13 protein-coding genes and 1 pseudogene are annotated in these 12,648 nt (G+C 31.0%); 6 read left to right on the plus strand and 8 right to left on the minus strand.

Going from position 1 to position 12,648, the window contains the following annotated elements; genetic code table 11:
* The first annotated feature begins 1 nt into the window (after window position 1).
* The 3 genes from HSX10_RS05940 to HSX10_RS05950 all read left to right on the plus strand — a co-directional run bounded on the left by HSX10_RS05940 (window position 2) and on the right by HSX10_RS05950 (window position 3,510).
* Window positions 2-2,080, plus strand: coding sequence for a T9SS type A sorting domain-containing protein (locus HSX10_RS05940; protein ID WP_173587284.1), 2,079 nt, complete (start codon window positions 2-4; stop codon window positions 2,078-2,080).
* A 155-nt stretch (window positions 2,081-2,235) separates the two neighbouring features.
* Window positions 2,236-3,111: a hypothetical protein gene (locus tag HSX10_RS05945; protein WP_173587285.1), complete on the plus strand. Its 876-nt coding sequence runs from the start codon at window positions 2,236-2,238 to the stop codon at window positions 3,109-3,111.
* A 42-nt stretch (window positions 3,112-3,153) separates the two neighbouring features.
* Window positions 3,154-3,510 (plus strand): hypothetical protein, encoded by a 357-nt coding sequence (locus HSX10_RS05950; protein ID WP_173587286.1) that lies wholly within the window; start codon window positions 3,154-3,156, stop codon window positions 3,508-3,510.
* A 151-nt stretch (window positions 3,511-3,661) separates the two neighbouring features.
* On the opposite strand, the gene HSX10_RS05955 is transcribed toward HSX10_RS05950, so the two are convergent.
* The 5 genes and pseudogenes from HSX10_RS05955 to map all read right to left on the minus strand — a co-directional run bounded on the left by HSX10_RS05955 (window position 3,662) and on the right by map (window position 6,957).
* On the minus strand, window positions 3,662-4,030 hold the full coding sequence (locus HSX10_RS05955; protein WP_173587287.1) for a DUF423 domain-containing protein: 369 nt from the start codon (window positions 4,028-4,030) through the stop codon (window positions 3,662-3,664).
* A gap of 14 nt (window positions 4,031-4,044) precedes the next feature.
* On the minus strand, window positions 4,045-4,809 hold the full coding sequence (locus tag HSX10_RS05960) for a class I SAM-dependent methyltransferase (protein WP_173587288.1): 765 nt from the start codon (window positions 4,807-4,809) through the stop codon (window positions 4,045-4,047).
* Window positions 4,810-4,856: 47 nt separating this feature from the next.
* Window positions 4,857-5,237, minus strand: a pseudogene (locus HSX10_RS05965) (GxxExxY protein).
* Between the two features lie 116 nt (window positions 5,238-5,353).
* Window positions 5,354-6,127, minus strand: a complete 774-nt coding sequence (locus HSX10_RS05970) for a DUF3050 domain-containing protein (RefSeq protein WP_173587289.1) — start codon at window positions 6,125-6,127, stop codon at window positions 5,354-5,356.
* A gap of 11 nt (window positions 6,128-6,138) precedes the next feature.
* Window positions 6,139-6,957 (minus strand): type I methionyl aminopeptidase, encoded by an 819-nt coding sequence (map, locus tag HSX10_RS05975; RefSeq protein ID WP_173587290.1) that lies wholly within the window; start codon window positions 6,955-6,957, stop codon window positions 6,139-6,141.
* A 258-nt stretch (window positions 6,958-7,215) separates the two neighbouring features.
* On the opposite strand from map, the gene HSX10_RS05980 reads away from it, so the two are divergent.
* Window positions 7,216-8,487, plus strand: coding sequence for an acetyl-CoA hydrolase/transferase family protein (locus HSX10_RS05980; RefSeq protein ID WP_173587291.1), 1,272 nt, complete (start codon window positions 7,216-7,218; stop codon window positions 8,485-8,487).
* Window positions 8,488-8,493: 6 nt separating this feature from the next.
* Here HSX10_RS05980 and HSX10_RS05985 read toward each other — a convergent pair whose 3' ends face one another.
* Window positions 8,494-8,892: a BT0820 family HAD-type phosphatase gene (locus HSX10_RS05985; RefSeq protein WP_173587292.1), complete on the minus strand. Its 399-nt coding sequence runs from the start codon at window positions 8,890-8,892 to the stop codon at window positions 8,494-8,496.
* Window positions 8,893-8,934: 42 nt separating this feature from the next.
* Window positions 8,935-10,452: a 2,3-bisphosphoglycerate-independent phosphoglycerate mutase gene (gene gpmI / locus HSX10_RS05990; protein ID WP_173587293.1), complete on the minus strand. Its 1,518-nt coding sequence runs from the start codon at window positions 10,450-10,452 to the stop codon at window positions 8,935-8,937.
* A gap of 261 nt (window positions 10,453-10,713) precedes the next feature.
* Here gpmI and HSX10_RS05995 point away from each other — a divergent pair, with 261 nt between their 5' ends.
* Together HSX10_RS05995 and HSX10_RS06000 are read left to right on the plus strand one after the other, a co-directional pair.
* Entirely contained in the window at window positions 10,714-11,109 is a 396-nt protein-coding gene (locus HSX10_RS05995; protein WP_173587294.1) for an ankyrin repeat domain-containing protein, read from the plus strand.
* Window positions 11,110-11,254: 145 nt separating this feature from the next.
* A complete protein-coding gene (locus tag HSX10_RS06000; protein WP_173587295.1) occupies window positions 11,255-11,680 on the plus strand; it encodes a GNAT family N-acetyltransferase in 426 nt (141 codons plus the stop codon).
* Between the two features lie 122 nt (window positions 11,681-11,802).
* Here the strand turns inward: HSX10_RS06000 and HSX10_RS06005 are convergent, their stop codons facing one another.
* Entirely contained in the window at window positions 11,803-12,648 is an 846-nt protein-coding gene (locus HSX10_RS06005; RefSeq protein WP_173587296.1) for a tetratricopeptide repeat protein, read from the minus strand.

Genomic DNA, 12,648 nt, shown 5'->3' on the forward strand with positions numbered 1-12,648 from the left:
TATGAAAACAAAATTACTTTTTTTATTACTGCTTATTAGTAGTTATGCATTTGCGCAGTTTCCCACAGATGCAACCAAACATTATAGTTTTACAAATAGCGATATTACAAATCAAGCAGGTACTAATTATGATTTAGTACTTAATGATGGTTACGGAACACCAACGTTTGTAACGGATCGTTTTGGGAATGCAAATTCTGCAACAGATTTAAATAATGGACACTTTAGTATGGGTATTATGCCAAATAGATCGGGTTATGATGGAAACCAGTTTGCTATTAGTTTTTGGTTTAACACTACAGACTTAGGAACGCTTTTCGATCAGTACAGCAATAGTCAAGAGGAAGGTTGGACTATAGCTGTTTTTAATACCAGTTTAGCATTTATAACGGCATATGATTGTTATTATGGGTATTCATGCGGTTATACGTTAGATTTTCAATATGCTAATCAGAATTTTAGCGATGGCAACTGGCATCATGTTGTTGCCATGATGTACAAGGAAAATGATGGAACAAATCAACAATATATCAAAAGATTATATGTAGATAATGTTTTAGTTCAAGATGATGTTCAGGTAACTCTTCCTTATGATGGATCGCAGGGAGTAGGTATGTTAGGTACTACAAATACTATGGAAGCACTAACTGGGGCGAGAACATCTAATGACCGCTACGATGGACTAATGGATGATATATATTATTTTGAACGCGGAATTACTACCGCTGAAGTTAATGCATTATATAATGAAGGTTTGGTTGTAGATATTCCAGACGCTAACTTAAAAGCGGCTTTGGTAAGTGATGCGACAATAAATACTAATTCAGATTCAGAAATACAACCTGCAGAGGCTACAAATTATTCAGGTGCAATTAATGTGGCAAATCTAAACATTGACAATAGTGCAGGTTTAGAAGCATTTGTAAACATATCAGGTTTAGATATTAGTAATAATAATTTAGAACATTTAGATGTTTCTAGTAATACTGCTTTAACAAGTTTAGAGGCAAATAACAATCAATTAATAACTCTAAATATTCAAAATGGTAATAATTCTAATATAAGTGATGCTAATTTTAATGTGCTAAACAACTACGGTTTATATTGTATTGAGGTAGATGATGTGAGCTACAGTAATACAAACTGGACTAATATTAATGCTTATACTATTTTTTCACTTAATTGTGATACAGCGAATGTTAATATACCTGATATTGCTTTAAGGACTAGTTTATTAAATAATACATCGATAAACAGCAATGGAGATTCAGAAATACAAGTTGCGGAAGCTAGAGATTATACAGTAGGTCTTTATTTGAGCACTAGCGGAATTCAAGATATTACAGGACTGCAAGCATTCGCAAATGCGACTAACTTAGATTTAAGTTATAACAATGTCTCAATTATGGATCTTAGAGCTAATAGGTATTTAACAGGATTACATGTTGGAGATAATCCTTTAACGTCATTAAATATTAATGGTTTAAGCTCAATAACTACAGTTAATATTAGCAATACAAGTTTAACAGATGTAGATTTATCAACCCACGAAAGCTTACAATATTTAGAAGCTCAATATGTACATAACATTAACAATTTAGATTTATCATCTAATACAAATATCAATTACATATATTTAAGTGGTAACATGCTAACTAATATTAATTTAAGAACAGGTACCAATGTATCCAATAATTTGTTTATTGAAACTGTTGGTTCGCCTATGTTAACTTGTGTGTTTGTAGATGACCCTGCTTTTAGTTTAAATAATTCAATGAAAGATGCGGTAACAGAGTTTTATCAATTAGATTCAGAATGTGCAAATTTCACCTTAAACACAGAAGATGTAGTATTTCAAAATAACGAAATTTCAATCTATCCAAATCCAACAAAATCAACAATAAATATCAAAACAGAATCAAATGTTGCTAACGTTTCTGTCTATTCATTATTAGGAAAAGAGGTGATTAAAACCAATACTAAAACTGTAGATGTTTCTAGTCTTTCAGAAGGTATTTATCTCATTAAGGTTATAGATTTAGATGGAAACCAACACGTAAAACGCTTTATAAAGAAATAAACCATAGTTCTATTTATACTAAAAAAGGAAAGTCATCAAGGCTTTCCTTTTTTTGTTGCTATTCATTTACAAAATCTTACCATTCACTAAAAAGTTGAAAATCCTTTTACCAAAGCTTATCACTTTTGTGTCATAATTATAAAACCAAATTTATTATGAAGTACATTATTTTATTTTTTATTGCATTAGTAACCACAAGTACATTTGCACAGCAAACATTTTTTGAAAATATTAAAGCAAAAGGCGAAAACCCAGTTTACATTGCGTATCCAGGTGTGGGCACTGATAACGAAGGGAAACAGTCAATAAATCTTAGTCAAGAAAGAGTTGGTCAATATAACGAGCCACAAGAAGTTATCGTAAAATTATTAAATCATGAAGGTATTGACTCTGGAATAGCTATTATAGACAAAAATGATAATGACGAAAAAGGAAGCCAATATATAGCAGATTTTACAAAAAACAGACAAACTTTTACTGGGTTTCCCAACACATATATTATTTACGAAAATGTGTTTAACGAAGGTTATGTAGCTATTGGCAACTATATATTTTTTATAGATCATTTTAACAGCCGTACAGAATTTGGTGATATAAGAAGAGTTTATGTGCTAAAAGGTACAACGCCAGATGGTGAGGCAACTTCAAAGACTAAAAAAAAGAAAAAAGGTTTCGGTAAATTTTTAAATAAAGCAAAAAATATAGCTCTAAATAATAGTGCAGGACCAGACCCAAGAAAAGCACCAGAATATAAGGCCCTGTCTCAAGAGAATGTGCGTAAAATGGTATCTGATTATTTAACCGCTATGCGTGAAAAACAAATCGCCTATACGCTAACGTCTAAAGATGAAGCAGATTTGGCTACTATGCAAAAAGAGGCAGACGCTTACAGTAAATATATTAAAGATAAAAACAATGCCTATTGGCAAAGTCCAGAAGGACAAAAAACACTTAGAGGTTGGAAATTATTAGATGAGCATAAAGCAAGTTGTCTTAAAACAGCAGAGTCTTGTGATAGTCCTTTTCATTAAACAATACAGCCAAATTTAAACACCTAAATAACATCAAAACTTATGAGAATTTTTAAATTTATACTTTTAATTGGCTTAACACTATTAATTTTTAATTGTAATGCAGATGATGATCAATCTAAAGAAAATAGTAACCCAAGTGCTTTTGTATTAACAGAAGGAGCAGCAACAAACATAGGCATACCTTTTAATTGGACAGCGTCTATAGATCCAGACGATGACGATGTTGTTTATGCTGTTTACTTAAATGGGCTTTTAGTAATTGAAGATTTAAACGCTTTGACTTACGTAATTGAGTATAATCAATTTATATCTGGTGAAAATACAATTCTCGTGATTGCATCAGACGGTTTAGGAGGTGCAGCAGAACAAGAGCTTGTTGTTAATTTAATATCCTAAAGTTATAACGAGCTATGGAAAATAAAACTAGAGCTGATAGTAATCATGTGTTTTTTTAGTATTTAGAATCTAGTTAAGGCTGAGTCTTTATAGGGCTCAGCTTTATTTATTCAGAAAATAAAAGCAGTTATTATATTTCCTTATGGAAAGCTTAAATAGCATTAATCAATACAAGCAACCAACCGACAACTAAAAGCAATCCTCCTATTGGAGTAATTGGTCCTAAAAACCTAAGTTTTTTATTTTTAGCATCAGATATAACCAAACCATAAATACTAAAAGAGAATAGTATAATACCAATAGTAAAACACCAATATGTTGCAGAGGTGATATTGCTTGCATTAAACCCTAAAACCAATAAAAAAATAGCATGATACATTTGGTATTTTACACCAACTTCAAAACTATGTAATTGATCTGTAGATAAAATTTTCTTTAAGGCATGGGCCCCAAAAGCACCAAATATTACAGCTAACATGCCAAATAAAGCACCTGTAGCAATTATAATGTGTTGCGTCATTTTAATAAGTTGTATTATTTATAAACTACGGGAATAATTTCACCTTTAGCTAAACAGTATTTTTCAATATCTTCATCAGAAAGCGTAGCCGTATAATCTACTTCTTCAACTTTAAAACCTATAGAGCGTAGTTTGTCAAAATAATCCCGACCGTACACACGAACGTGATCATATTGTCCAAAAATCTTAGCTCTCTCATCTCTATCTGTAATAGAATTATCTTCAAAAGTAAACGCTCTATCTAATTCTTGTGGAATCTGAAAAATACCATAGCCACCAGGTTTCATTACTCTGTATAATTCCTGCATAGCCTTAGTGTCATCTGGGATGTGTTCTAAAACATGGTTACAGAGAATAACATCATAGCTGTTATCTTCAAAAGGTAAATCGCAAATATCCGCTTTTACATCAGCAATAGGTGATAGTAAATCTGTAGTGGTGTATTTTAAGTTTTTAAGACTTCTAAAACGTTTTAAAAAACATTGTTCAGGAGCAAAATGAAGCACACTTTTTTCAGCAGAAAAGAAGGTTGTTTCCTTATTTAGGTACAACCATAGTAATCTGTGTCGCTCTAAACTTAATGTAGAAGGTGATAATACATTGTTTCTCTGATTACCATAACCATACGGTAAAAACGTTTTAAAACTTTTACCATCAATAGGATCCGTAAATGTGTTTCCTTTTAAAAAGAATGCCAAAATAGGACGTACCACATAGCTAAGCCTTATTAATAAAGGTCTTGGTATAGTGTTTAGAATAAGTTTAAAGAGTTTTTTCATTTTTATTACTCAGAGCTAAAAGAGATTCACAAAGTTTCGCAGAGGGTTTACGTGACAGTATTGATGAATCTTTTTATGCCATTTTTTAAAAGTTTAGTTTTGAAATTGAGTAATAGTCCAATAGGGTAATTTCCTAATTTCATGTAAGTCAATATTTGAGCCGTATGAACATCTGTGAATTTTTCAACTGTTTTGAGCTCAATAACAATACTATTTTCGACTAACAAATCAATTCTATAGCCGTGATCTAGTGTTATGTCCTTGTAAGTAATGGGTTGAGTAATTTCTTTTTGAACTGAATATCACATTTTTTTTAATTCATAAAACAAGCATTCTTGATAAGCAGATTCTAACAATCCTGGCCCAAGAGCTTTATGCACTTCAATAGCAGCTTCAATAATATTTTCTGTAATCTCATTGTAAACCATATATTTTAATTGAGCAAAATTCTCTCTCCGGGCACCTCTGTGTAACCTCTAAGTATCTCTGTAAAATAATAAAAACAAGTTAACTCAATGAAAATTATATTAATAAATAAAAATAACTAAGCTTCTATTTGGCTAGAAATTAAATTATAAATACCATCCCAAAGCGCAATTCTATGCTGTAAAGCTTCTTTAGCAACTTCTAAAACCTCATTCCATTTTTGCTGATCATTACCACATAATTCTTCAATCATTTTTAAAGAAAGTGGTCCATGCTCATCACCATCTAACTCTATATGACGTTTTAAATAGTAGGTTAATTTACTATACGTATTGTCGCTAGTTTTAGATTGGTTTATAATTTGAAAAAACATATCCGGAATCACATCTTCACGACCAAATGTAAAAGCCGAAGCAATTTTATGAGGTTCGTTAGTTGCAATAACATCAAAAGTAAAGTCTACAAATTTTGAAGTTTCAGCATTCAACTCCACTTTATTCGCTGTGTTTTTTACCGAAAAGCCATTTTGGATATGACATACAAAATTTTCAATTTGTGTTGTACTGGCATTAATTTGATGCATGGCATCCAAATACATTTCGTAATGACTTTTAGGTTCACCTAACTCATTAATATCGCTTTCTTCTCCAAGTACAATTTCATTTATAAAACGAGCCGTCGATGGATTTTTAACCGGTGTCCAAGGAACTGCTGTGTTTGTTAAATGATTTTGAAGAGCTTTTAGTAAAGACATAAAATCCCAAACAGCATATACATGCTGCTCCATAAAGATTTTTATATCTTCAATAGAAGATAAGGCGCTATATAGTTTATGGTCGTTGAGTTCAGTTCTTAAAAGCGTTAACTCTTTTTCTAAATGTTCAATTGTCATAAATAAGTTTTTTATAAGACTAATGCTTTTTGTCTAAATTGGTCTTCTTCTGTAGATGTAATACCTAAAGCTTCATAAACATATCCAAAAGTAGAAAGGATTTCTGGTTTTCCATCTACAATAGCAACATCGTGCTCAAAATGGACACTAGGTTTTCCGTCTTGGGTTACAATCGTCCAACCATCACTAAGTTGTTTTATTTTATGTGTTCCTAAATTTATCATAGGTTCAATAGCAACTACCATACCTTCAATAAACTTCTTACCACGACCTCTTTTACCATAATTAGGCATTTCTGGATCTTCGTGCATTTTTCTACCAACTCCATGACCAACTAACTCTCTAACGACACCATAACCTTCAGCTTCTGTATATTGTTGAATAGCAAAACCAACATCTCCAACACGGTTTCCGATTTTTAATTGTTCGATTCCTTTGTAAAGTGATTCTTTAGTAATCTGAATTAATTTTTTAGTTTCTTCAGCTACATTTCCAATTTCAAAAGTGTAAGCATGATCTCCATAGAAGCCATTCATTATAGAACCACAATCAATAGAAACAATATCTCCGTCTTTTAATGGTATATCTGTAGGTAAGCCATGTACTACGGCATCATTTACGCTACATAATAGAGTAGAAGGACAATCGTAAAGTCCTTTAAAACCAGGGATTGCACCCATGTCCCTTATGTATTCTTCTGCAATTTTATCCAAATGATTGGTGGTAACACCTTCTTTTGTTTCTTTTGCTAACATACCTAAAGTTTTAGATACGATAAGTGCGCTTATACGCATCAATTCAATTTCCTCTGCTGTTTTTACTATAATCATGATTCATATTATTGAGTTGCAAAGATAGGTATTCCCATTTTCTTGTTAGAGATACAGCACAAGAAATTGACGTTTTTTTAATTAGAATTTTAGAATTAAAAGTTATTCAGCCAAAAGAAAATATGAAATATTCTTTTTTTGATAATATTAAGTTTGAAAGCGTAATAATATCGGGTTTAAAATATTTCTAAAATATGATATATAACAGTTTATTAATGCGTTTTGTATTCTAAATTTGTGCTATAAAATAGATTTATTATGTACAAAACCGTTACCGCAGAAGAAGCCTTAAAAGTTGTAAAGTCTAATGATCGTGTTTATATTCAAGCAGCAGCAGCAGCTCCGCAGACGTTAGTTAAAGCATTGTCCGCAAGACATGAGGAACTTAGAAATGTAGAAGTGTGCCATTTACATACAGAAGGTGTAGCGCCTTATGCTGATCCGGCATTAAGAGATAGTTTTCATGTGAATTCTTTTTTTATAGGAAAAAATGTAAGACATACCTTAAAAGCAGGTAATGGTTCTTATACTCCAGTTTTTTTAAGTGAATTACCACGACTTTTTCAAGAACGTGTTTTAGATTTAGATGTCGTATTGATACATGTTTCTGTTCCCGATCGTCATGGTTATTGTTCATTAGGTGTTTCTGTAGAAGCAGTATTGGCAGCAGTAGATAATGCTAAGACTGTGATTGCTCAGGTTAATCCGCAAATGCCAAGAACTCATGGAGCAGGTATTATTCATGTTTCGGAAATAGATTATTTTGTTGAGGTAGATGAGCCACTTCCAGAACATCATATGGCAGAGCCAAGTGCTATTGAAAATATTATAGGTAATAATGTTGCGAGTTTAATTGAAGATAGAAGTACTTTGCAAATGGGTATTGGTTCTATTCCAAATGCTGTTTTAACACGCTTAACAAATCATAAAGATTTAGGACTTCATACTGAAATGTTTTCAGATGGAGTAATAGATTTAATTACTAATAATGTTATAACAGGAAATTATAAAAAGATAAATAGAGGGCGTGCATTGTCTACATTTTTAATCGGTTCTAAGCGTTTATACGATTATGTAGATGATAATCCATTTGTAGAAATGAGGGCGTCTAATTATACAAATAACACTTCATATATTAAGCAAAACCCTAAGATGGTCGCTATTAATTCAGCAATTGAGATTGATTTAACAGGGCAAGTTTGTGCAGATTCTATAGGGTCTAATATGTACTCAGGAGTTGGAGGACAAGTAGATTTTATAAGAGGAGCATCATTGAGTAAAGGCGGTAAAGCAATTATTGCGTTACCATCAGCGACAAAAAGTGGAATAAGTAGAATTGTGCCTGTATTAAAACAAGGCGCAGGAGTTGTAACATCTAGAGCACACGTACACTATGTGGTTACAGAATATGGAATTGCTAATTTATTTGGTAAAACAATTGAGAAAAGAGCTAAAGCATTAGTTGAAATAGCGCATCCAGATCATAGAGAATCTATTGATAGAGCTTACTATGATATGATTAAAAAGTAGTGATACTTAAAGATGCCACCATTTTTTTGGGGGAGTTGTGATTTTGGGTTCTTCGTTGGTGATAAGTTGATAAACTTCTCCCCAACCTAGAATTCCCCCTATATTTCTATCATCAATAAATAAATCAGCATGAATTTTCCGACTTCTGCTGTCATCAAATATTTCTTCAGGAAAACTAGCGTTAACGGCATAGAACTCTATGCCGTTTTCCTTGCAAAAAACTACCGCTTCCTCTAATTTAACACCACATCTGTAGGTCCAAAGAATTAGTCTATGACCATCTTCTTGAAGACGTTTTAAAGTTTCAAATGCAAATATGCGTGTTTTACCAATCTTAGGATAGGCATCATCTACTATGGTGCCATCAAAATCTACGGCTATTATTAATCTATTCTGAAAATTCATGCTGTTTATTAATTCAAATGCAAAGTTACAATATAATAAAAATTATATAAGACTATGTCTTGTCATTGCTTTTGGTTGAGGTACATCTAATAATTTTAAAATAGTTGGAGCTACATCACCTAAAACACCATCTTTTATTTCTTTTAAATCTTTATCGATTAAAATAATAGGTACTGGGTTTGTTGTGTGAGCTGTATTTGGAGAACCATCAGGGTTTATCATTGTTTCACAGTTTCCGTGATCAGCAATTAATAGCGTAGTATAACCATTTTCTAAAGCAGTAGTTACAACATCAGTTACACATTTGTCAACATGTTCACAGGCTTGGATAGCAGCTTCCATAACACCAGTATGGCCAACCATATCTCCATTTGCAAAATTAAGACAAACAAAATCTACGTCACCTTTTTCTAACTCTGGTACTAAAGCGTCTCTTAATTCGTAAGCGCTCATTTCAGGCATTAAATCGTAAGTCGCAACTTTTGGAGAGTTTCTTAGGATTCTAGTTTCACCTTCAAAAGGTTTTTCTTGTCCACCTGAAAAGAAAAATGTTACGTGAGGATACTTTTCAGTTTCAGCAATACGTATTTGTTTTTTGTTGTGTTTTTCTAAAATCTCACCTAATGTTTCTTTTAAATTATCTTTATTGAAAACAACGTTGATACCTTTGTATTTATCGTCGTAATTAGTTAAAGTTACATAGTGAAGATTTAACTTATGCATATTAAATTCATGAAAATCACTTTGAGTTAACACTTCTGTTAACTGACGTCCACGATCTGTTCTAAAATTAAAGAATATAACAACATCATCATCTTTAATTGTAGTAAGAGGTTGGTTGTTAGCGTCTGTAGCGATTAGAGGTTTAATAAACTCATCAGTAACGTCATTTTCGTAATTATCTTTAATAGACTGTACGATGTTTTGAGTTTTATCTCCTTCAGCATGTACTAAAGCATCATAAGCTAATTTTACACGTTCCCAACGTTTATCTCTATCCATTGCATAATAACGACCTGTTACAGTTGCTACTTTTGCAGAATTGTTTTCTAAATGTTTTTCTAAGTCAGTAATAAAACCAGCTCCAGATTTAGGATCTACATCTCTACCATCCGTAAAGGCATGTACAAATACATTTTCTAAACCATAATCATTAGTAGCATCTAGTAATCCGTAAAGGTGTTTAATATGAGAGTGTACACCACCATTACTAACTAAACCTAATAAGTGTACATTTTTATTGTTAGTTTTTGCGTATTCAAAAGCTGATTTTAAAACAGCTTCTTCTCGGAGTGTTTTATTTTCAACAGCAAGATTAATTTTTACTAAATCTTGGTATACAATTCTACCTGCACCCAAATTCATGTGTCCAACTTCACTGTTTCCCATTTGTCCTTCAGGTAAACCAACATGTAAACCGTCTGTCCTTAAACTTGCACTTGGATACTTCGTGTATAACGAGTCAATAAATGGAGTTTGTGCATTGTCAATAGCCGAAACTTTAGGATCAGGTGATTTTCCCCAACCGTCTAAAATCATTAAAATAACCTTCTTGTTCATTTGTATAAAATTTGTTCCTCAAAGATAACACTTACAACGCTATTACAAATCTGTAACAAGAAAAAATTTAACATATTAAAGTTATTTTAAGTTTTTGTAACTTGTTGGTAACCTTTTGTTTAAAATTTTATAGAATGTTAACAAATTAATTTTCATAGTGTTAAATAATTGTTGTAAATTAAGCCTTACTGTAACACTTTCAGTATTTTATCGTCTATTTAGTATAGTTAAAAAATAAATTAATTAATAAAAACTTTCATCATGAGAAAATTACTAGTCGTATTGACCTTAGCAATAGGTTTTTCAGTTTCAAATTTAAATGCATTTAATGAAATTAAACCTTTAGATAAAAATGAAGTTATTGATAAAAAAGGAGATATAGCTGCTTTGTGTAAAGCTGTTGCAAAAGGTAATTTAGAAGAAGTAAATAAGCTGATTAAATCAGGGGTAGATGTTAATGAAAAGTCTAACGGTTTAATGCCAATCCATTATGCTGCAAAATATAATCGTGTAGAAATTATTAAAGTATTAATTACAGCAGGTTCAGAGATTCATAAACCTTGTGATATGGGTTATACAGCTTTAAATTATGCTAAAAAATCTAACGCTAAAGAAGCAGAATTGTTTCTTATGCGATTCAAAAATAAAAATGTCTAGAAGTAGATAAACATTTAAGTTAGTTAGTTTAAAAAGCACCCACTGGGTGCTTTTTGTATTTTATAAATATTTTAACATCGACAACAAGCTAGTAGTGATAAAGAGGAGTAAAAATGATTTACTTTTATCCCTTTATTTATAACTTATGAATTATCAGTTTAAAATTCTTTCAAACGAAGAATTAGAAAAGATTGTCCCTTTAGTTTATGAACTTAATAATGCTAAAATAAGTTTAGATATTCTGAAATCTCGTTTTAACGAAATGAAAGATCAGAATTACGAATGTGCTGTTATTACAATTGATGAAGACGTAATTGGGGTTGCAGGTATGTGGTTCTGTACACGTCACTATATGGGGAAATCTGTAGAGTTAGATCATGTGTATATTCAATCTGAGCATAGAGGAAATGGTTTAGGAAAACAATTTATGGCTTGGGTTAATACCTATGTAAAAGAAAAAGGTTGTAATTCCATTGAATTAAATACTTATGTGCAAAATTACCCTTCACATAAATTTTATTATAATGAAGGGTTTCAAGTTTTAGGTTATCATTTTTTGAAGAAAATCTAAAATATTTATTATGTGGACAAATAATTAAGTAGATAAGTAAAAAAGAATCGAAAATTCAATAGGGCTTATAAAAGTAGGAAATAAGCAGGTAATAAATTATATACGTCTTGAGTTAATCATAGTTAGTATTTTGAATAATAGCGTTTCATTAAAATTTCAACTTTTTTATTTTCGCCTAAATTTTTCGCTTTATCCCAATCTTCCTTTGTTTTATACTTTAGACCTTGTCTCAAAAAAATATAGCCTCTAGTAATATAAGTTCCGCTAAATTTAGGATTTAATTCTTCTGTTTTATTTAAAAAAATTATTGCTTGATTAAATTTTTTTAATCTGAAACACGATAATCCAGCATTGTATTGAACTTTCCAATTATCATTAAATTTCTTAGCTACTCTTCTATAAATTAAATATGCTCTAAACGTATTTTTATTATGCAAATAGCTATATGCTAAATTAGCTTTAATAGCGTCTTTCTGAAAATTTTCTTTTAGGGCTTTTTTAAAATCACATATTGCTTGTTTGTGATTTCCTAATTCCGCATTTGCAAATCCTCGAATTAAGAATGCGATATAAAACCTTTTATTATAATCAATAGCTTTTTTAGAATTTTTAAGCGATTCTTGATAGTTTCTCGTATAAAAATAGTTACAACCTCTAATTAAATAAAAATAAGAAATTTCAAAAACATCTAAATCAGCTATATTAATATTTTCAATAGTTTTATTAGATTGATGATGTTTTTTCTGCATAATCAAAATAAGAGCTTTTAATAATTTTGCTAGTTCAATTTTCGGAAAAAAATCAATGATTTCATTAAATTTTATCAATGCTTCGTCTAAATATCCATAATCCACATTTTCTTCAGCTTCAAGAATAAGTGATTTATAATATTCTGTCAATTCTTCTTTTCTGGAAACTTCTGTAATTGCTTCAAAAGCTAATTTTGTAATGTTTAATTCTTTGAGCAT

The sequence above is a fragment of the Winogradskyella undariae genome, from assembly GCF_013285155.1.
In the GTDB taxonomy this organism is placed as follows: domain Bacteria; phylum Bacteroidota; class Bacteroidia; order Flavobacteriales; family Flavobacteriaceae; genus Winogradskyella; species Winogradskyella undariae.

Excerpts from the sequence above, each read along its gene's own strand:
- HSX10_RS05960 (WP_173587288.1), bottom strand. The coding sequence starts at position 4,809 with ATGAAAAAACTCTTTAAACTTATTCTAAACACTATACCAAGACCTTTA.
- HSX10_RS05995 (WP_173587294.1), top strand. The coding sequence starts at position 10,714 with ATGAGAAAATTACTAGTCGTATTGACCTTAGCAATAGGTTTTTCAGTT.
- gpmI (WP_173587293.1), bottom strand. The coding sequence starts at position 10,452 with ATGAACAAGAAGGTTATTTTAATGATTTTAGACGGTTGGGGAAAATCA.
- HSX10_RS05945 (WP_173587285.1), top strand. The coding sequence starts at position 2,236 with ATGAAGTACATTATTTTATTTTTTATTGCATTAGTAACCACAAGTACA.
- map (WP_173587290.1), bottom strand. The coding sequence starts at position 6,957 with ATGATTATAGTAAAAACAGCAGAGGAAATTGAATTGATGCGTATAAGC.
- HSX10_RS05940 (WP_173587284.1), top strand. The coding sequence starts at position 2 with ATGAAAACAAAATTACTTTTTTTATTACTGCTTATTAGTAGTTATGCA.
- HSX10_RS05980 (WP_173587291.1), top strand. The coding sequence starts at position 7,216 with ATGTACAAAACCGTTACCGCAGAAGAAGCCTTAAAAGTTGTAAAGTCT.
- HSX10_RS06005 (WP_173587296.1), bottom strand. The coding sequence starts at position 12,648 with ATGCTCAAAGAATTAAACATTACAAAATTAGCTTTTGAAGCAATTACA.
- HSX10_RS06000 (WP_173587295.1), top strand. The coding sequence starts at position 11,255 with ATGAATTATCAGTTTAAAATTCTTTCAAACGAAGAATTAGAAAAGATT.
- HSX10_RS05985 (WP_173587292.1), bottom strand. The coding sequence starts at position 8,892 with ATGAATTTTCAGAATAGATTAATAATAGCCGTAGATTTTGATGGCACC.
- HSX10_RS05950 (WP_173587286.1), top strand. The coding sequence starts at position 3,154 with ATGAGAATTTTTAAATTTATACTTTTAATTGGCTTAACACTATTAATT.
- HSX10_RS05970 (WP_173587289.1), bottom strand. The coding sequence starts at position 6,127 with ATGACAATTGAACATTTAGAAAAAGAGTTAACGCTTTTAAGAACTGAA.
- HSX10_RS05955 (WP_173587287.1), bottom strand. The coding sequence starts at position 4,030 with ATGACGCAACACATTATAATTGCTACAGGTGCTTTATTTGGCATGTTA.